The following is a 19,390-nucleotide window of genomic DNA, read 5'->3' on the forward strand; positions in this document are numbered from 1 at the left end:
GCCGATCCCCCACGCGTCGGGAACCGGGAAGACCGGATGTGGCACGAAAGACATCGTTGATCTCTGCGCCACACCCCGTCCGGCACGGGAATACCCCGGCCCTGATCAGGCGTTGGCCCGGCGCAGTGTGAGGTACGATCCCCCGGCCAGCGCGACGCCAATCACTCCCATGACCAGGGCCAGTCCGGGCACCTTCGTCGCGGCAAACCAGGAGCCCACTTGGGCCCAGGCGTCATTGAGACCCACCAGTGCCAGCAGGCCAATCACCAGCACCGCGAAGCAGATGCCGGCGATCAGCAGGCCGGTGGCCTTCCAGCGCATGTATACCGTGGCGCTCCAGAACCCGATCATGAACAGCAGCACCATGGCCACGAAGTAGAACAGGATTTGGATCGCGGCGTTATTCTCCGCTATCCACCCCAGGGCGAAGATCTGGCCCTTGAAGCCCCAACCGCCGGTGGCAGTTTCCAACAGACCCAGTAGGTAATACAGGATCGAGTAGCCCAGGGCTAAGGCAGCAAAGATTCCCAGCGTTCCAAGGTAGAAGGTCCGCCGTGAGACGCTCATGGCCTGGGAGAAGGGGAAGGTATAGGTCAGCGACTGGATGCCCAGAGCTAGGAAATACCACATGAGGGCCTGGCCGGAACCCGAATAGAGTTCCCCCTCCCTGGCGCTGGCCGGCAGGAGCGCCCAGATGGCCAGTGTCATGACGGTGGATCCCACCAAGATGACCAGCGGAATCCCCAGGAAGGTCCACCTGTTGATCATTTGCATCTTGGCGACGTTGATGATGCGACTCATTTGAGGACCTCCAGGAATTCGGTGTTGTCGAGGTTGTGCGTCCCGGCCATGGTGGTGCGTACCACCAGTTGCTGCAGTGGAACGGCGGAGAGTTCGAGCCCCAGTTCGGCGGCCATGGCCCGCTCGGTATCGCCAAGTCGCGCCCGGATGGTGACGGATGCCAGGGACCCCATGGTGTCCCGGTGTAGTACCTGGTGTCCGTTGATGAAGGCGTCGACCTTTTCCCGGCTTCCGGTGACGGCCACCGCCGAGCCGCGCAGCGATTCGGCGTCCTCGTTCAGGAGGATACGTCCCTTGTCGATGACCACCACGTGTTCGAGCAGATTCGCAATCTCGTCGATCAGGTGGGAGGAGAGCACGATGGTGCGCGGGTGTTCGGCAAAGTCTTCAAGCAGTCGATCGTAGAAGATCTGCCGGGCCACCGCGTCGAGCCCCAGATATGGCTCGTCGAAGAACGTCACCTCGGCACGGGCGGCCATGCCGATGATCACTCCCACCGCCGAGAGCTGACCGCGCGAGAGCTTCTTGATGCGTCGCTTCATCGGCAGGGCAAAGTCCTCGATCAGGCGGTCGGCAAGGTCTTGGTCCCAGTTGCCGAAGAAGAGCGCGGCCGCCGCGAAAGCCTGTCGGGCGTTGAAGTCCTCAGGGTACTTCTGTGACTCGCGGATGAAGCAGATCTTCGCCAGCGTGTCATCGTTTTCGTAGGGGTTGCGCCCGAAGATCAGTGCCTCTCCGCTACTGGGCAATCCCTGGCCGGTCAGGATCGACATCAGGGTGGTCTTCCCCGCGCCGTTGCGGCCCAGCAGGCCGTAGATGCGCCCTGCCTCGAGTCGCAGCGAGACATTATCAAGTGCATCTAACTCGCGGTAGGACTTTCTCAGGTTCCTGGCCTCGATGGCCGGTGCCGGTGTCTCATTCATCAAAGAACACTTCCTTCGGTTGCCGCGGCGCTCAGGGATTCGTGAACCATCACGGCGAGCTGCTCCGCGTTGATTCCCAGTTTGCGGGCCTCACGGGCCAGTGGCTGGACGTATTGATGCTGGAAAGCGCTGCGCCGATCTGCCATCAGCTTCTCGCGGGCGCCGGTGGCGACAAACATGCCGATTCCCCGTTTCTTGTATAGGATCCCGCTTTCCACCAAGAGGTTGACTCCCTTAGCGGCAGTGGCCGGATTGATGCGGTAGTAGGCCGCGAACTCGTTGGTCGATGGGACCTGGCTCTCTTCGGCCATGGTTCCGGCAACGATCTCCGATTCGATCAGTTCAGCGATCTGGATGAAGATCGGCCGCGAATCGTCAATAACTGCCACGTCGGCCAACCTCACTCGAAACGCAACGACCACGCCCGCCTAGTTGGTTATGTGGTTCATTACTCATGTAACTAACCTAGGGCCGAGCCTTTCCCCTGTCAACCCCTTCTCGCCACCACAGAGCTTCGCGCCACGCCCAGATTCCGACGACATGGGCCCGAGATAGCGCGGCAGCAAAAAGCCCGGCCGCACCTCGCTGGCGTTCGCATGGCGAAACCAGTGACGTGCGACCGGGCCAGGGCCCTGCTGCGGCGAAGAGGACTAGTTGGCGGTTTCGCGCTCCCGCGCCGCCGACTTCTTGGCCCGTGTTTTGCGAATCTTGAGCACCAGCCAGAGCACCAGCAAGAGGACGACCACCACGATGACAATCTTCTGGAAGATCCCGGCGTAGGCCTCAACGATGTGCCAGTTCTCCCCCAAGAAGTACCCGGAGAGCACGAAGATGGAGTTCCAGATCAGCGAACCGGCAGCGGTGAGCCCCAAGAACTTGCCCTGATGCATCTTGGTGATGCCGGCGGGAATGGAGATCAGCGAACGGAAAATCGGAATCATCCGGCCAAAGAACACGGCCTTGGCGCCGTTGCGCTCAAACCAGCCCTCAACCTTATCAACGTCGTCGAGTTCCACCAGTGGCAACCAACCGAAAATCGCGCGCGTGCGGTTGCGGCCCAGGGCCCGGCCCACCCAATACAGGGCGTAGGCGCCAACGATCGAGCCGATCGTTGTCCACAGCAGCGCCTCAAAAAGCGTGAAGGATCCGCGGCTGGCGGTGAATCCTGCCAGCGGCAGGATGACCTCGGAGGGCAGGGGTGGGAAGAGGTTCTCCAAGGCGATGGCCAGGGCTGCCCCGGGGGCGCCGATCACCTCCATCAGCTGAACTGCCCAGTCGGCGAAACGAGTAATCAGGCTGCCGTCGGTTGCTTCGGCGGGTGCGGCCTGTAGCGCAATCAAGATAGTCATTACCTTTCAGTCTCCCCTAAGCCCGCCGATTCCTCCCGCGTGGCGGAATGAATGTGGCCAAAAACTCACCACAACTCATCGCACCTGCGGATCCAGCCAGCACCAATTACTTCCCCACCAGCGGGTGCCCACTTGTTAGAGTGAGCCGATGGGAAGCTACAACTCACCGCAGCCAGCGGTCATTCGGATGTTTGTCGACTACGCGGACACCGTGCTGTGGATAGCTGAGCCCATCGACTATACGGACACGGCGCTGAGCGTCGAGCTGGTCGCTGCCCTACGGGCGTGGGAGGCGGACTTCTACGCTTCGCTCAACGGCGACTACGGGTTCCGCACCGCTGAACTTGCCCTGGTCCACTCGGCCGAAGGTCAGCGCCTGGCACAGCGGGTGGCCGGGGAGCTCGGGCACGGTTTTGTCATCGATCACCAAGGCGACGAAGGGCCCGCGTCCCCTCGCTATCTGCACAGCGATCACCCCGCCAGCAACCCGGAAGCCGCACGGTGTTTCACGGCGCTCTGTGCCGCAGCGCAGAAACAGGTTGATGAACTCGCCGCCCTGGCCCAGGAAGGCGGACTCTACTTCTCTTCACCGCGCACCGGTGAAGAGTTCCCCTCACGGCCGCGGCGCACGAGACCCGGGCGCACCCAACGCCGGCTAGAGCCCACCGGGTAGAAGTGCCTCCGCCCCGCGTTGCTCACCCGTGCCGTGCCGCTGCGCCCCTGGGGGTTCGGCGGACATGCTCACTCCCGCTCCGCCGGCGGCCGCGCTCTGTTCGATGGCAGCCAATACCCGCTGGACCTCAAGTCCGTCATCGAAGGACGGTGAAGCGGTGGTTCCATCGGTTATGGCGAGCAGGAAGTCACGTAGTTCATGCGTGAAGGTGTCGGCCCAACCCAGCACGTGGCCCGTGGGCCACCACCCGTCAAGATACGGGTGCTCCGGTTCGGTGACAAGGATGGTCCTAAATCCCTGCTCCCCCGCCGGTGCATCGCGAGAGTACACCTGCAGATGGTTCAGCGACTCCAGGTCAAAGGACAGGGCACCAAGCGAACCATACATCTCAATCCGCAGGGCATTTTTTCTACCCGTGGCCATCCGCGTGGCCTCCACGCTCGCCACCGCCCCGTTCTCCAGCTGAAGAGTTGACCACATGGCATCATCCACGCTTACCTCCTCCTCTCCGCGGGGACCCGGGCGCCGGGTGACAAACGTGCGGCTGGTGGCCGAGACGCTGGTGACTTCAACGCCGGTGAGGAATCGAACCTGATCCACCGCGTGCGAGCCCAGGTCCCCCAGCGCTCCGGATCCCGCATCCTGTTTGCGCAGCCGCCAGCTCATCGGAGACTGATCGTCACTGAGCCAATCCTGGTAGTAGCGCAGATTCAGCTGACGGATCTCCCCCAGTTTCCCCTCGGCCACCATGCTCCGGGCCAGCGCCAGTGCCGGAACACGGCGGTAGTTGAAGCCCAGCATCGACACCACGCCGGTCTCGGCCGCCTCCCGCGCGGCCGTAGCCATGGCCTGAGCCTCGGGGACCGAATTGGCCAACGGCTTTTCCACCAGCACGTGCTTGCCGTGCGCCAACGCAAAAAGCGCGATTTCGGCGTGCAGGGCGCCCGGCGTGCAGATATCAACGATGTTGATGTCTTCGCGCAGGATCGTGGCCCGCCAATCGGTACTCGATTCCTTCCACCCGTAACGACGCGCGGAGGTTTCAACGGCGGCGCCGTTGGTGCCAACCAGCACGCGCATCACCACGGGTGGGGTATCGAAGGCGGCGTTCACGTTACGCCAGCCCAGCGAGTGGGCCTTGCCCATGAACGAATGGCCAATCACTGCAACGCCGAGGGCCAATCCGGCCATGTGATCCTCCTGGTGGTTGTCGTGTTTGGTTGTCGTGTTTGGTTCAGCAGGTCGTAATTTAGGACTCGAAGGCCGTCGGCAGGTACTTTTCGACATTGTCCTTGGTAACAACTGCCGCGTAGAGCACGATTTGGCGTGGGATCTCGATGTCTAGCAGGTCCCCCAGCGCCTTGTCTTGGGCCACGAGGCGGGCCACCCGCACACCATCGGCTGCCTGATAGGCCGGGTAGACGGTGGTGGCCTTCACGACCGATGTTCCCGACTGGATCTCGCGCATCATGTTGGCCGAGCCGCCGTTGCCGACCATGAAGAATTCGTCGCGGTCTGCGGCCTTGATGGCGGCCAAAACGCCAACACCTTGATCATCGTCATGGTTCCAGATGGCGTCCAATTGCGGTGCAGCCTGGAGGAGATTCGATGCTGCCTTCTCGCCGGATTCCACGGTGAATTCGGCCGGGACCCGGTTGGAGACCTTGAGCCCGCACTTTTCCAGCGCGTCCTTAAAACCACGACTACGGTCCTGGGTCAGCGGCAGCGAGTCGATGCCCGGGATCTCCCCAATCTTGGCATCCTTCTTGCCGTCGAGCTCCTTGCAGATGAAGTCTCCGGCCGAGACCCCCACACCATAGTTATCCCCCAGTACCGTCACCCTCGATGACTGGGAGGTACTGAATTCACGGTCGACGTTGATGACAGGAATACCGGCGTCCATGGCCTTTTGCGCGACCTGGGTGAGCGCCGCCCCGTCGAAGGGCAGCAGGACGATGGCGTCGACCTTGTCGTTGATCATGGTCTCAACCTGGCTGATCTGGACACTGACGTCGTTGGTGCCCTCGGCGACCTTCAGCTCGACGTCCGGGTACTCCTTGGCGGTTTCAACGGCTAAATCGGTCATCGCTGCCATAAAGCCGTGGTCCGCCGCCGGAACGGAGAAGCCGATAGTGACCTTCTTGCCTTCCTCGGCGTTGGATCCTGCAGCTACCGGTGCCGCGGCAGCGGCGCCGGTGGGCGTGGTCGCGGCCGGGGCATTGGAAACGCAGGCGGTGAGCATGAAGGCGGAGGAAGCCAGCAGGGCTGCGGCTCCGAGCATTTTCTTCGATCCTGAGTTGGGCTTGAACATTATTTCTCCTTCGAAACAGGGTGCGGTGCGGTTCTGGACGGGGTGGAGCGGATCAGGTACGTGAGGCGCGGTTGGCCAGCTGGCGCTGAATCAGGACGGCGATCACGATGATGGCGCCCTTGGCCACAAGCTGAACCGAGAGCGAGAGGTTGTTCAGAGTGAAAATATTGGTCAGCGTGGAGAAGATCAGCACGCCAAGTACCGTGCCGAAGATCGATCCGCGCCCACCGGTGAGCAGGGTTCCGCCGATGACAACAGCGGCAATCACATCGAGTTCCAAACCCGTGCCGTGGGTGGCACTGCCCGTGGTGGTCCGCGCCATGAGCATCAACGCACCGATGCCTGCGCACAGCCCGGCGAGCGCGTAGATCGCCATGGTGTGGCGTTCAACCTTGATGCCCGCCAAGCGAGCGGCCTCCGGATTGCCGCCGATGGCGAAGGTACGCCGTCCAAAGGTGGTCCGATTGAGCAGTACCCAGCCGGCGATGGCAACAAAAACGAAGATCAGCACGATGACCGGGACACCTAAGACGTCGCCACCCACCGCCTCAAGGAATCCGTCGGTGGTGATGATCTGGGTCTTTTTGTCCGAGATGATCTCCGCTAGACCGCGGGCGGCGGCCATCATGGCGAGCGTGGTGATGAATGAAACGACCTTGCCATAGGCGATCAAGATCCCATTAATCAGTCCGGCCGCGGCTCCGACGGCCATCGCCGTCAGCGCCATAAAGATCCACGAGGTGGAATCCGCGAAGGCCTGACCCGAGACGGTTGTTGCCCAGACCGCCGATAGCGCCAAGATGGCGCCAACGGACAGATCGATCCCGGCGATGGTGATCACGAAGGTCGCCCCGATACTGACCACACCGGTGACGGCGGCCAGTCGAAGAATGGTCATCATGTTGTTGGAGTCGGCGAACCTGTCACCGGCGGTGACAGCGCCCAGGATACAGAGCAGTATCAAGGCGAAGATCAGCCCCATATTCCGGCGCAGTCCCGCATCAAGCAACCACTTCAGCGCACTGCGCCGCGGCGGGGTGAAGGCTGTGCGTGTCGGCTGAAGCTCGGTTGATGCGCTCATAGTGTTGTCCCTTCCATCACGAGGTCAAGAATTTGGTGTTCACTCAATTGAGCGGCCGGCGCACGGTGCACAATCCGGTTTTCGGAAACAACGAGAACTTGATGGCAGAGCCCCAACACTTCCTCGAGTTCGCTGGAGACCACGATGATCGCGATCCCTGATCGCGACAGCTCGGAGATGAGCGCGTAGATTTCGCTGCGCGCCCCCACATCGACCCCGCGCGTCGGTTCATCGAGCAGCAGTACTCGGCAGCCATGCGAAAGCCACCGGCCCAGGACGATCTTCTGCTGGTTACCGCCCGAGAGGGTGCGTGCCTCACGCAGTGGGTCCGCCGGACGCAGCTGGAGCCTGGAGATCTGTTCCATGCTGGCTTGATATTCGCGTTTGCCCGACGTGAATCCGGCGCTGGCATACCGCCCGATGCTCGCCAACGTGAAGTTTGCCGCCAACGTGTCATCAAGCAGGAGTGCTTGACTCTTGCGTTCCTCGGGGCAGAGCCCCATGCCGGCGTTAACGGCCGAAACCGTGGATCCGGGACGTAGTTTGCGCCCGTCAAGGTGAACTGTGCCCGAGACGGGCTTGCTGCTGCCGTAGATGGCTCCCAGGATTTCCGAGCGTCCAGATCCGACCAACCCCGCTAGTCCCAGGATTTCCCCTGCTGCCACGTTCAGGGTGATGGGCTCACTGCCCGAGGTCACGACAAGGTTGTTGACCTCCAGGATTTTCGGTGCCTCGGCGCTCACGGGTACCAGCGCCGGGAAGATGTTGCTGATTACTCGCCCCGTCATGAGCTTGATCAGCTCAGCGTTGGGGGTTTGCGACACCAACAGGTTTGATGCCACCGCGGTGCCGTCCTTCAACACGGTTATCCGATCACCGATCTGCCGAATTTCTTCGAGTCGGTGCGAAATGTAGATGACAGCGACGCCGCTGGCCGTCAGGGCACGCACCGTATCAAAAAGGTTGCGGACTTCTTCGGAGTCCAGCACCGCGGACGGCTCATCCATAACGATCAGCCGGACATCACGTGAGAGCGCACGAGCCATCGAGACGATTTGCTGGCCCGCCGCGGAGAGTTCACCGACCTCCATGTCTGGCGAAATTTCCGTGTGCCCCAATCGGCTCAACAGCTTGGCGGCGCCTTGATGCTCTGTCTTTCGCGAACTAAATCCGGCCCGGGATTTTTCGTGACCCAGGAAAATGTTCTCCGCCACGGTCAAAGATTCCACCAGATCCAGTTCCTGGTACATGGTTCCGATGCCGGCTTTGATCGCATCGTCCGGGGTGGAAAAATCAACTTCGCTGCCGTCAAGCATAATTTGGCCGGCGTTGGGTTGATGGACACCGGCCAGCACCTTGATCAGCGTAGATTTGCCGGCCCCGTTCTGTCCCAACAGGCAATGGACCTCGCCGGCGACTACCTCAAAGGCAACCTCGCGCAGGGCAACGATGCCGGGGAAACGCTTTTCGATACCCCGCATTTCCAGCAACGTACCGCCGCCTGGCGCATGGTGGGTAACTTCATCGAGGCTCATAGTGATGCACGTTACACAGACTTTTGATTATTGTCGAGCAAAAGTCGACAACTTAAACTCATTAGTTGTGACGGGCACTACATCTTCTGCGTCAATATGCTTCACTAGAACCATGGCAATAACGACGATCCCTCTCAAGACAACAGCAGGTGGCACCGGTTCGGGTGACCTATTTCAGTACCTGCGCGACGGTAAGCCACGCACACGTTCGGAGTTAGCCACGCTCACCGGGCTCTCCCGTTCGACCATTGCCGCACGCGTGGATGCACTACTGGAGGTTGGGCTCGTCGGTACCGTTGGATCGGCACTATCGTCCGGAGGACGCCCCCCATCGACCTTCGCCTTCGCACCGGAATCTCGAACAGTGCTCGCCGCGGACCTCGGTGCAGCCCATGCCATCTTGGGGCTCACCGATCTCGCCGGAAATATCATCGACCACCTCCGCGCCGACGTTGACATCACCAACGGACCGGTGGCAGTGCTCGACTGGGTGGCGGAGCGCTTTGTCGAGCTACTGGCCCGCAACGGACGCGACGTCTCCACACTCTCGGGCATCGCCATCGGTGTACCGGGCCCCGTGGAGCATTCCACCGGCCGCCCCACCAAGCCGCCCATCATGCCCGGCTGGAACGACTTCGACATCCCGGGCACCATGCAACAAACCTTCAACGTGCCGGTCTTGGTGGACAACGACGTGAACATCATGGCGTTGGGCGAACAATCCCTCGCCTGGCCGCAGACCCAGGACCTGATGTTCGTCAAGGTCGCCACCGGCATCGGTGTGGGGTTGATTAGCGGCGGAGAACTTCAGCGCGGTGCCCAAGGATCGGCCGGAGACCTCGGCCATGTGCAGGTTCCGGGCGGGGCTGACACGCTGTGCCGCTGTGGCAATACCGGGTGTCTGGAGGCACTGGCCGGCGGAAGCGCGGTCGCAAAAAACCTTGCCGAACAAGGATTTGCCGTGAATACGGCCGGCGACGTGGGCAAGCTCGCCGAGGACAACAACACCGCAGCCATAACGGTGCTGCGTCAGGCAGGACGGGACATCGGCTCCGTGCTGGCCATGTGTGTGAATCTACTGAACCCCTCTGTCATAGTTCTTGGCGGCAGATTGGCCAGTGCCGGTGAACACGTGATCGCCGGTGTTCGCGAACAGGTCTATTTCCGTTCAACGCCCCTGGCCACCCAACATCTGGTGATCGTGGGATCTGCCGCGGCAGAAATGGCCGGGGTGCGCGGAGCCAGCATGCTGGTGATCGCCCATATCCTCTCCGCCGATTCCGTTGAACACCTCGTCATGAACCATTCCGCGGCCATGGCCATCTGAGCCCGCGGTTCACAACGAGTACTTTCACCACCACAGCGCCCATTGGAGTCGTTCACGGCCCCACGAAGGAGACAGCGTCATGAGCAGCACCACAGCGAATCGTCCCGTCACGCTCTTCACCGGCCAATGGGCAGATCTACCGTTCGAACAGGTGGCCAAGAACGCTGCGCTATGGGGTTACGACGGACTGGAAATCGCGGCCTCGGGTGACCACCTCGACCTGAAGCGAGCAGACGAAGACGAATCGTATCTTCAGTCGAGACTCGACATTCTGAACCGCCACGGGCTCAAGGTCTACGCCATCTCCAACCATCTCACCGGCCAAGCAGTATGCGATGACCCCATCGATTTTCGCCATCAGTCGCTGGTGCGCCAGTACACGTGGGGCGATGGGGACCCCGAGGGCGTGCGACAGCGGGCGGCGGAGGACATGAAGCGTGCCGCACGCGTGGCCCGCAAACTCGGTGTAGATACGGTCGTGGGATTCACCGGCTCAAAGATCTGGCCCTACGTGGCAGCCTTCCCGCCGGTTCCGGCATCGATCATCGACGCCGGATACCAAGATTTCGCTGACCGCTGGAACCCGATCTTGGACGTGTTTGACGATCACGGTGTGCGCTTTGCCCATGAGGTCCACCCCTCCGAAATCGCGTATGACTACTGGTCCTCGGTTCGCACCTTGGAGGCCATCAATCACCGCGAAGCCTTCGGTTTTAACTGGGATCCAAGCCACATGATGTGGCAGAACATCGACCCGGTCGGATTCATCTGGGACTTCAAAGACCGGATCTACCACGTTGATTGCAAGGACACCCGAATGCGGACCCCCAACGGTCGAGCGGGAGTACTCGGCTCTCATCTTCCATGGGGAGATCCACGCCGGGGGTGGGATTTTGTTTCCACCGGACACGGCGATGTCCCGTGGGAAGACGCATTCAGGGCACTGAACTCCATTGGCTACACCGGGCCAATCTCCATTGAGTGGGAAGACGCCGGCATGGATCGCATGCACGGTGCGAGCGAGGCCCTGACGTACATCCGCTCACTGCTGTGGAAGCTGCCCGATGCTTCCTTCGATGCCGCCTTCAGCAATCAGGAATCCGTCGCTCAGGACTAGAGGGTCCGCGCCCTCTGCAGAGCCTTAGCCAACCCATCAACCGCGTGAGCCGAAGCGGCGGTTCCGACATCGGCGAAGGATCCCATGCCGCCATACAGCCCAAGAGCCGTAGCCGCGGCGACGTGTAGCGCGGTACGATCCGTTGCGTCGTGGAACAACCCCTCGAGCCAATCAGCAACTTGACCGCGTCGACTGTCACCTTCTGACCGGGCAACGGAACGGACCTCGGCGATGGCCGCTGCTACATCATTTTGTACCGACTCGACGGTTGCCCGTTTACTTTTCGCGGGCCGAATCCCTCGGCCCCGTGCTGGTTGCATCCGTTCCACCTCACCAAATCCGCAGGTTCGACTTTCAGTTTTCCACAACTTCGCGGAGCTTGCCCCATGGCGCATCGATCACGCGCATGCTGATGGACATGGAAACCACCCAATTCATCGAAATCACCGCGGGCTCCCGCGGTATCCAGGGTCACGAGGTGTCCCTGGACGATGAACTGCGCGCACTTTTGACGGCTCAGGTCCTCGTCCGCGATTTGGGCCGCCGGGTGGCCGCCCACTCTTCTTCCCCAGTTCGCGCCGCATTGTTCGCCCGTGCCGCCGAAGACGCGCACCGCACCGCGGCCCACATGCAACTCCTGGCAGCCGACAGTGTCAGGCACACCCTGGCCCATGAGCTTCCCGAAACGACCTTCGATGAAATTGCCGCAATTTATCAAAACCCGACGAAGTACCTCAGCGGCAACGCCGACCTACCACCGGACCCCAGAACGGTTCCCACCGGAAGGCTCGTATTCAAAGACACCACCGACTTCCTCACCGGATTCCTGCACATCGGCTACTTCGAGGCCCGCGAACGCGTCCGTGCCATCGATCGGCTACTTCCCGGCACCGACATTCATGGTGTGCCCATGCCGCCACAATTTCCGACCCTGGCAAAAGACCTGGCCGACGGTGCAGCAGATCCCCATGCAATCGGTACTGCCGCCCGCAAACTTGAAAAGCTGACACCGCAGATCAGCCAACTCCCCGATCCCGGGCCCGCAAGAGAACGGTTCGAAGGCCAAGTCGCCGAATCGGTCCGCCGCGAGGACCCCCGGACCACCGCAAAGCTACTCAGTGGCATCCAAACCACTCTCGACCAGGGAAACAAGGACATTTCCGAAGAGGTCCTGCGTTCACGATGCGGTTTCTTCTTTCGGGGTGTCATGGGAGGCCTAGGAGAATTTCTGCTGCGCACTCGTCCCGCAGACACCGAAGCTATCCTCGCCATGTTCGCGAGCACCGACAATCCTCGGAGCAACGCAGGAAACCGTGACGGACTACTTTCGCAGGCTCGGGGCGTCAGTGGTCACGCGGACACCCGCGGTCCCGCCAGGGTTCGCGACGAAGCGGTGAACACGGAGTCGAACACCACCGAATCGAACAGCGGGACCACCACTGAATCAAGTACCACCGAGTCCTCCAAATTCCCCGATTTCCTCGTTGAGCCCTCCACCGGTGAACCGCTGACCGATCCGGAAACCATCCGGAATCTTTCGCTAGATGCCGACGGCATCGGCAATCTCCTCAACCTATTCAACGACAACGGCACCAATATCATTGGAACCGCTGCTCAGCTGAGCACATTAAACGCCACAACTTACGGCGTTGACGGGCTCACCCCTCCGCAAAGGCATCTCCAAGGGCTGATCAACCTGATCAGATCCGCTGGAGCACCGTCCAGCGGAAAGAAGACCATCGGGATGCCATCACCCAAAACCCTAATCATCGCCACACTTGACGAACTGCGCGGGCTGGCCAAGACCAACGGCATCACCAGCCGCGGCCACAAACTCTCAGCGGCAGAACTCCGACAAGCCTTGTGCAATGGCAGCGTCATCCCCATGATCATGAACGGTAAGTCACGAATCCTGGATCTCGGCCGAGACCAGCGTCTGTTCCCCGATTATATGAGGGAAGCGATTCTGGCCATTTATGGCGGTTGCATCTATCCAAATTGCACCGTCCCAGCGGAGCACTGCGAGATCGACCATTTTGACGAATGGGAAAGTGGCGGCAGCACGGAAATTAACTCCGGAGGACCTTTCTGCGGGAATCATCACCATGCTAAACACGCGGGGTTGATCACCGTGGTTCGTGATGAGGACGGGCTCTTCAGCGTCATTTTGCCTAAATTCCTGGACCCCGAGCAAAAACCTCGTCGCAATACCTACTGGCGCAGCCGTCCGCAAAATCCGCCGCTATTTTGAGGCTCCCCGTTAACGATTCCAACCGAGCCGCTGCCTGGTCCAGAGAATAAAAAACCAGCACGCCGATTCTGCCGCAACGCACCAAAGGGCGACTCCCCATCGAGGTGAGCCGCCCTTCAAACGTCACTAAGGTGGCGCAAGGTCTTACGTGGACGCTTGGTCCCCCAGCGCCTTGACTATTTGTGGCAGTAAGGAACGGAACGCGCGTCCGCGATGGCTGATCGCGTTCTTTTCCTCGCTGGAAAGCTCCGCCACGGAGATGTCGTAGCCCTCGGGCTGCAAGATCGGGTCGTAACCAAATCCGCCATTCCCTCGGCGTTCGTGCAAGAGCGTCCCGCTCAGGTGACCTAGCTCCACCGCATCAAAACCGTCGGGCGTCGCCAGAGCCGCGGCACAGATGAATGACGCGCCGCGATGTTCCTCGGCAATGTCCCCCAACTGGGCCAGCAACAAGTCGATGTTCGCCTCGTCGTCCCCGTGCTTTCCTGCCCAACGGGCGGAGAAAATGCCCGGCGCTCCACCGAGTACATCCACGGCCAGACCCGAATCGTCGGCGATCGCAATCAGTCCGGTGGCTTCGGCTACGGCGTGCGCCTTGAGCAGCGCGTTGCCTTCGAAGGTCACTTCGCTCTCCACCACGTCCGGCGCCCCAACGGCGGCTGCGTCAACTACCTGAGTATCAACGTCAAGGCCCGGCACCTGTCCACGCAACAGCTCGCGCAATTCACGCAATTTGCCTTGGTTGTGGGTCGCCAAGACCAAACGTGGGGTGCTGCCCATCTTTAGAGCCCCAGCGTTTCGCGCTGGATACGGGCCAGATCCTTGGTGCCGATGAGCGCCAGATCCAGCAGTGCGTCCAGCTCGGCACGCTTGAAGGGAACGCCCTCGGCGGTACCCTGAACTTCAACAAAGTCACCGGAACCGGTGACCACAACGTTCATGTCGGTCTCGGCGCGAACGTCTTCCTCGTACGGAAGATCAAGCATCGGGGTGCCGTCGATAATGCCCACGGAGATCGCTGCTACCGAGTCGGTGAGCACGGTGGCGTTAGACTTCACCAGCTTCTTGGCCTTGGCCCATTCGATGGCCTCCGCCAGCGCGACGTAAGCACCGGTGATTGAGGCGGTACGGGTACCGCCATCGGCCTGGAGAACATCGCAGTCAAGCACAATGGTGTTCTCGCCCAGCGCTTTGGTGTCGATGACGGCGCGCAGCGAGCGTCCGATCAAGCGGGAAATTTCGTGGGTACGCCCACCGATCTTGCCCTTCACCGATTCGCGGCCGTTGCGGGTGTTGGTGGCACGCGGCAACATCGCATATTCGCTGGTCACCCAGCCGGTGCCCTGTCCCTTAAGCCAGCGCGGCACACCCTCGGTGAAGGAAGCGGTGCACAGCACCTTGGTGTTGCCGAATTCAATCAGGGCCGAACCTTCGGCCTGCTTGGACCAGCCACGGGTAATGGTGATCTCTCGGAGTTGGTCTACGGTGCGCCCGTCGGCGCGCACTACTGCTGTGGTTGATGCTGAAGTCATGGTTTCAAGTCTAGTCGCCACGACCAACGGTGCGCGGCGGTCAAGGTCCCATCCGCGCCGCGCACCGCCCTACCGACGTTTTTTGAGGGGCTGAGTGCCCGGCCAATCCCGGTTCGGTGCCGAGCGCACAATGGAGACCGGCGCGGTGGGCAGCGACTTGGGTGTGCCCAGTTGTGAGCCGGAAAAGACACCATAGGTAACTCCGGAGACGGCCACAGCAATCCCTCCGCTGTAAACTTCCTTCGCCTCGTTAACCACGGTATTAATGTCGGTCCAGACCGGGATGTGAGTAAGCAGGAGGCGTTCGACGTTGGCCTCGGTGGCGGCTTCCCCGGCACGCTTCCCGGTGAGGTGCACTCCGTCGATGCCATCGTCGCGTCCCTCTTCGAAGGCCGCCTCGCACAGGAACATATCGGCACCTGCCGCGGCCTCGACGAGCTCGGGGCAGGAATCGGTGTCACCGGAGTAGGTTAATACGCTCGTGCGCATCGATCCGTCGGCGACGGGCTCGGTGGCTTCCACGCGCAGGGCGTAGGACTCCTCGATGGGGTGGCGCACCGGGTACGGGGTGATCGAGAACGGGCCAATTTTTACCGGCTTCCGCGACTCCCAATTCTGGAAGTCGTAGTCCGGATGCATTCCCTCCTCCAGTGGCAATCCATAGGCGGTGGCCATGCGGTCCGCGGTGGCCGCCGGTCCATGAACCAGCATTCGATCACGGTTCCAGCCGTTCGGATCCCAGCGGATGGCCACGTGCATACCGCACAGGTCCATACAGTGGTCCGGATGCAGGTGGGAAATGAAGATCCCATCAAGGTCCTTGATGTCCACGTAGCGCTGCAACACGCCCAGCGCCCCGGAGCCGAGGTCAAGGAGAATCTTCCAGTCGCGTGTCCCATCGAACGCCGTGATCAGGTAGCAGGAGGCGGGTGATCCCGGGCCCGGGAAGGAGCCGGTGCAGCCAATGATCGTCAACTTCATGAGGCACTCGCTTTCGAAAGGGCAAGCATCTGCGGAGTGATCATCGCGATGGAGCCGGTCGGATAGTGGGCGGCCACGTTCTTTACTTGCTCGACGGCAAGGACCTCGGGGCCCAAGAAGCGACGGGCAAGAATCTCAAAACTGTGAGCATCCCCAGTTGCAAGGAATTGGTGGCTTGGCGCGGATTCTTCGCTGCGTGCCAGATCATGGCGCATCAGCGCGCGATATACGTCTTTGGCAGTTTCCTCGGCGCTGGAAACCAGCGTGACGTCCTCGCCCATAACGTAGGAAATGACACCGGTGAGCAACGGGTAGTGCGTACAACCCAATACCAGCGTGTCAACGCCTGCTGCCTTGAGCGGCGCCAAATAGGTTGCTGCAGTTTCCAATAGCTCGGCGCCGGTGGTGATGCCGTTTTCAACAAACTCAACAAACCGGGGGCAAGCCACCGAGGTAATGGAGTAGTGCGGTGCTGCGGCGAAGGCATCCTCGTAGGCCCGTGAGCTCACGGTTGCTAGGGTGCCGATGACGCCGATCTTCCCATTGCGGGTAGCCGCGACGGCGCGGCGTACGGCCGGCTGAATGACTTCGACAACGGGAATCCCGTAGCGGGCGGTGTAGCGCTCCCGGGCATCGCGCAGCACGGCGGCGGATGCGGAATTGCACGCGATCACCAGAAGTTTAACTCCGGCGTCAACCAGCTCGTCCATCACCCCCAGCGCATTGGCGCGGACCTCTGCAATGGGCAAGGGGCCATAGGGTGAATTCGCCGTGTCTCCCACATACATCGTCGATTCGCCCGGAAGCTGATCGATGATGGCGCGAGAGACTGTTAAACCGCCAACCCCCGAGTCAAAAATACCCAAAGGCGCATTGGCCTGGGGACTCACGGGGGGACGCTGCTTATTGGAGGACGCACTTGTCATGGTCTACGAAGACTACTTGGTTTTTTCACGCAACCGTTAGCAAGCGCGACACAGTGTCGCTGGACTCACAGCGATTTCAGCATGGCCTGCATCAGGGATTCTTGCATCCACGTGACGAAGTTATATACCAGTGCAAGGTATTCGTCGACCGATTCTGCCTTCGACCAATCGTCCTGCGCGTGGATCCGTTCAGCATCTTCTTCGCTCTCCAGACCCAGCCGTTCAGCCAAGACTAGGCGCACGTCATTGATGGCGGCGGCAAAACGTGGGGCTGTTTGTTCACTGAGCAGAATGCTGCCCGATTCCATCAATAGGGCGGCTTCGCGGAGCGCTCCGATTTTGCGTTCACGGATGCCACGCTCGGAAAGCCGGCGGAACTCCAGCGACGCGTCCGCGTCATCGGGGTTTGAATCCGGCAGTAGGCGCATGGTGGCACGATCGGTCGGCGGGCCAAAGTCTTCGCGGTGGGCATTGGAATCCATCCCCACCATGGCCCATAACGGATCCTCGTCCGGTACGACTTCCGGTTCCAGCAACGTGATGACGTCCTGGAACAGGCCGCGCATCAATTGACGTTCGGCGGCTTCCAGCGTTGCGGAGAATCCGCGCGGGGTGTTCTTGAATGCTCGAGCCATGATTAGGCGGCGTCCTCTTTCGACAGGGTGGCCCACAGACCGAAGCCGTGCATGGCCGCGACATCGGACTCGATCTTTTCCCGGTTACCGGTGGCGACCACACTGCGGCCGTCCTGGTGCACCTGCATCATCAGCTTCTCGGCCTTCTCCTCGGAATATCCGAAGTAAGACCGGAAGACATAGCTGACGTAGCTCATCAGATTCACCGGGTCATTCCAGATGATCAAGATATAGGGCTGATCCAGTTGGTGTGCTTGGGCCTGCTCCACGTGCTCAAGCACATCGGGCATCGCAGTCATGGTTGGCATGATTCCATTCTACGACCGGGTGCCACCGATTCGAACCCGGTCCACAGTCCGCCTGTGCGTATGTTAGACGTCCACGATCCAAAGTGAAGCAAGTGTGGACGACGCGCTCGGTTCTGACAATAAGGTTCCGGCAGCGGGTTTAGAGTAGCTTCTAACGAACGAAACGCCGGATCTATTGGAACCCACCGTCCATGGTGGAGAACCAGCGCGTCCAACGCCAGGCACTGGCACCCGGCACAGCAACAAGCAACCACCCCCATTCCCCCGTCGCGAGGAGCCCTCGGCCATGTGGCAGCAGCCCACTTCACTATTTACCGACCACTACGAGCTGACCATGCTGCAGGCTTCACTGCACTCCGGCGCGGCCCACCGACCTAGTGTTTTTGAAGCCTTCGCTCGTCGGCTTCCCGAGGGCCGGCGCTATGGCGTCTTGGCCGGGACCGGCCGGATCCTGGAGGGACTGAAGGAATTCCGGTTTGGCGAGGAACAGCTGCGTTTCCTTTCCGACACCAAGGTGGTTGACGCGACCACCATCAAGTACCTCGAAAATTTCTCGTTCAGCGGAAACATCTATGGTTATGCCGAAGGGGAAATCTATTTCCCCTATTCACCGGTCATGATCGTTGAGTCAACCTTCGCCGAGGCCTGTGTCTTGGAGACTTTTGTGCTCTCCGCCCTGAATCACGACTCCGCGATTGCCTCGGCAGCATCACGCATGATTGCCGCTGCCGGAACGCGCCCGTGCGTCGAGATGGGATCCCGACGCACCCACGAGGAGTCGGCCGTGGCCGCCGCCCGCGCGGCCATCATCGCCGGCTTCGACTCGACGTCCAACTTGGAGGGCGGACACCGCTACGGGCTCAAGACCGTGGGAACCGCCGCACACTCCTTCACCCTGCTGCACGACTCCGAGCGGGCAGCTTTCCAGGCTCAGGTCGATTCGATGGGCGTGGGCACCGCCCTGCTGGTGGATACCTACGACGTGGAGCAAGGCGTGCGCACCGCCGTGGAAGTGGCGGGTTCCGAACTCGGCGCCGTGCGCCTTGACTCCGGCGACCTCGTGGAGCAGGCCCGCTGGGTACGCACGCTGCTTGACGATCTGGGCAACGAAAACACCCGCATCATGGTCACCTCCGACCTGGACGAATATGCCATCGCATCCCTGCAGTCGGCCCCGGTTGACTCCTACGGCGTGGGCACCTCGCTGGTCACCGGTTCCGGACATCCGACGGCCTCGATGGTCTACAAGCTGGTCTCGCGCCACAACGACGCCGGAGAATTTGTGGATGTTGCCAAGGCCGCCAAGAACAAGGTTTCCGTGGGCGGACGAAAGTACGCCGTACGTCAGCTGGACGAACGTGGCCGAGCCACCGAGGAACTGATCGGGATTGGCGAGATTCCCGAGACCGACGCCAACGACCGCGTCTTGCTGGAGCAGTTTGTTGTTAATGGCGAAATCAACAACGATTTCACCGCTGCTTCCGGCGTGCGTCGCGCCGTAAAGCGTCACCGTGACTCGATCAAGGAGATGCCGGGGACCTCCCGGCGTCTGCAGCGCGGGGAACCGGTGATCCCCACTCGCTTCATCGATGAGGACTAGGTCCCCCGCACCCTCTCGTCGCCATCTCCCACTACTTTAATGC

At 61.1% G+C, this 19,390-nt stretch carries 20 protein-coding genes; 5 read left to right on the forward strand and 15 right to left on the reverse strand.

The annotated features are described in order from the left end of the window. Window positions 1-105: 105 nt before the first annotated feature. The 4 genes from KUF55_RS11095 to KUF55_RS11110 form a co-directional block, all read right to left on the reverse strand. Window positions 106-801 carry a hypothetical protein gene (locus KUF55_RS11095; RefSeq protein ID WP_132358280.1) on the reverse strand — a complete coding sequence of 232 codons (696 nt, stop codon included), beginning with the start codon at window positions 799-801 and terminating at the stop codon, window positions 106-108. Continuing rightward, entirely contained in the window at window positions 798-1,721 is a 924-nt protein-coding gene (locus KUF55_RS11100; RefSeq protein ID WP_218816682.1) for an ABC transporter ATP-binding protein, read from the reverse strand. The genes KUF55_RS11095 and KUF55_RS11100 overlap by 4 nt, the downstream gene beginning before the upstream one ends. After that, window positions 1,721-2,110, reverse strand: coding sequence for a GntR family transcriptional regulator (locus KUF55_RS11105; protein ID WP_218816683.1), 390 nt, complete (start codon window positions 2,108-2,110; stop codon window positions 1,721-1,723). Before KUF55_RS11105 ends, KUF55_RS11100 begins: the two co-directional genes overlap by 1 nt. A 261-nt stretch (window positions 2,111-2,371) precedes the next feature. Beyond that, entirely contained in the window at window positions 2,372-3,070 is a 699-nt protein-coding gene (locus KUF55_RS11110) for a DedA family protein (RefSeq protein WP_218816684.1), read from the reverse strand. Between the two features lie 148 nt (window positions 3,071-3,218). On the opposite strand from KUF55_RS11110, the gene KUF55_RS11115 reads away from it, so the two are divergent. Then, window positions 3,219-3,743: a hypothetical protein gene (locus KUF55_RS11115; protein ID WP_218816685.1), complete on the forward strand. Its 525-nt coding sequence runs from the start codon at window positions 3,219-3,221 to the stop codon at window positions 3,741-3,743. Here the strand turns inward: KUF55_RS11115 and KUF55_RS11120 are convergent. From KUF55_RS11120 to KUF55_RS11135, 4 genes are read right to left on the reverse strand one after another with little or no spacing between them, the layout of a single operon-like run. After that, window positions 3,726-4,934, reverse strand: a complete 1,209-nt coding sequence (locus KUF55_RS11120; RefSeq protein WP_218816686.1) for a Gfo/Idh/MocA family protein — start codon at window positions 4,932-4,934, stop codon at window positions 3,726-3,728. The two genes, KUF55_RS11115 and KUF55_RS11120, sit on opposite strands and share 18 nt — an antisense overlap. Window positions 4,935-4,992: 58 nt before the next feature. Continuing rightward, window positions 4,993-6,054, reverse strand: coding sequence for a substrate-binding domain-containing protein (locus tag KUF55_RS11125; RefSeq protein WP_218816687.1), 1,062 nt, complete (start codon window positions 6,052-6,054; stop codon window positions 4,993-4,995). A 52-nt stretch (window positions 6,055-6,106) separates the two neighbouring features. Then, a complete protein-coding gene (locus tag KUF55_RS11130; protein WP_218816688.1) occupies window positions 6,107-7,135 on the reverse strand; it encodes an ABC transporter permease in 1,029 nt (342 codons plus the stop codon). Further along, on the reverse strand, window positions 7,132-8,670 hold the full coding sequence (locus KUF55_RS11135; protein WP_218816689.1) for a sugar ABC transporter ATP-binding protein: 1,539 nt from the start codon (window positions 8,668-8,670) through the stop codon (window positions 7,132-7,134). Before KUF55_RS11135 ends, KUF55_RS11130 begins: the two co-directional genes overlap by 4 nt. Before the next feature lie 112 nt (window positions 8,671-8,782). Here KUF55_RS11135 and KUF55_RS11140 point away from each other — a divergent pair, with 112 nt between their 5' ends. Then, on the forward strand, window positions 8,783-9,997 hold the full coding sequence (locus KUF55_RS11140) for an ROK family transcriptional regulator (RefSeq protein WP_218816690.1): 1,215 nt from the start codon (window positions 8,783-8,785) through the stop codon (window positions 9,995-9,997). Window positions 9,998-10,076: 79 nt separating this feature from the next. After that, complete coding sequence (locus KUF55_RS11145) at window positions 10,077-11,114, forward strand: sugar phosphate isomerase/epimerase (RefSeq protein WP_218816691.1); 1,038 nt, start codon at window positions 10,077-10,079, stop codon at window positions 11,112-11,114. Here KUF55_RS11145 and KUF55_RS11150 read toward each other — a convergent pair. Continuing rightward, complete coding sequence (locus tag KUF55_RS11150; protein ID WP_218816692.1) at window positions 11,111-11,434, reverse strand: hypothetical protein; 324 nt, start codon at window positions 11,432-11,434, stop codon at window positions 11,111-11,113. The genes KUF55_RS11145 and KUF55_RS11150 overlap by 4 nt on opposite strands. 98 nt (window positions 11,435-11,532) lie before the next feature. On the opposite strand from KUF55_RS11150, the gene KUF55_RS11155 reads away from it, so the two are divergent. Beyond that, a complete protein-coding gene (locus KUF55_RS11155; RefSeq protein WP_255556985.1) occupies window positions 11,533-13,365 on the forward strand; it encodes an HNH endonuclease in 1,833 nt (610 codons plus the stop codon). A gap of 144 nt (window positions 13,366-13,509) precedes the next feature. On the opposite strand, the gene rdgB is transcribed toward KUF55_RS11155, so the two are convergent. From rdgB to clpS, 6 genes are all read right to left on the reverse strand, one after another. Beyond that, a complete protein-coding gene (gene rdgB / locus KUF55_RS11160) occupies window positions 13,510-14,145 on the reverse strand; it encodes an RdgB/HAM1 family non-canonical purine NTP pyrophosphatase (protein WP_218816694.1) in 636 nt (211 codons plus the stop codon). Between the two features lie 2 nt (window positions 14,146-14,147). Beyond that, window positions 14,148-14,897, reverse strand: a complete 750-nt coding sequence (gene rph, locus KUF55_RS11165; protein WP_304623502.1) for a ribonuclease PH — start codon at window positions 14,895-14,897, stop codon at window positions 14,148-14,150. A 69-nt stretch (window positions 14,898-14,966) separates the two neighbouring features. Beyond that, complete coding sequence (locus KUF55_RS11170; RefSeq protein WP_218816695.1) at window positions 14,967-15,878, reverse strand: MBL fold metallo-hydrolase; 912 nt, start codon at window positions 15,876-15,878, stop codon at window positions 14,967-14,969. Next, window positions 15,875-16,804 carry a glutamate racemase gene (murI, locus tag KUF55_RS11175; protein ID WP_218816696.1) on the reverse strand — a complete coding sequence of 310 codons (930 nt, stop codon included), beginning with the start codon at window positions 16,802-16,804 and terminating at the stop codon, window positions 15,875-15,877. Before murI ends, KUF55_RS11170 begins: the two co-directional genes overlap by 4 nt. 65 nt (window positions 16,805-16,869) lie before the next feature. Further along, window positions 16,870-17,439 carry a DUF2017 domain-containing protein gene (locus KUF55_RS11180; protein WP_168151376.1) on the reverse strand — a complete coding sequence of 190 codons (570 nt, stop codon included), beginning with the start codon at window positions 17,437-17,439 and terminating at the stop codon, window positions 16,870-16,872. A gap of 2 nt (window positions 17,440-17,441) precedes the next feature. Further along, a complete protein-coding gene (gene clpS, locus KUF55_RS11185; protein WP_132361011.1) occupies window positions 17,442-17,738 on the reverse strand; it encodes an ATP-dependent Clp protease adapter ClpS in 297 nt (98 codons plus the stop codon). 295 nt (window positions 17,739-18,033) lie between these two features. Between clpS and KUF55_RS11190 the strand changes: the two genes are divergently transcribed. Beyond that, window positions 18,034-19,347 carry a nicotinate phosphoribosyltransferase gene (locus KUF55_RS11190; protein ID WP_218816697.1) on the forward strand — a complete coding sequence of 438 codons (1,314 nt, stop codon included), beginning with the start codon at window positions 18,034-18,036 and terminating at the stop codon, window positions 19,345-19,347. Window positions 19,348-19,390: the final 43 nt, after the last annotated feature.

This window comes from Paeniglutamicibacter sp. Y32M11 (assembly GCF_019285735.1).
GTDB lineage: Bacteria > Actinomycetota > Actinomycetes > Actinomycetales > Micrococcaceae > Paeniglutamicibacter.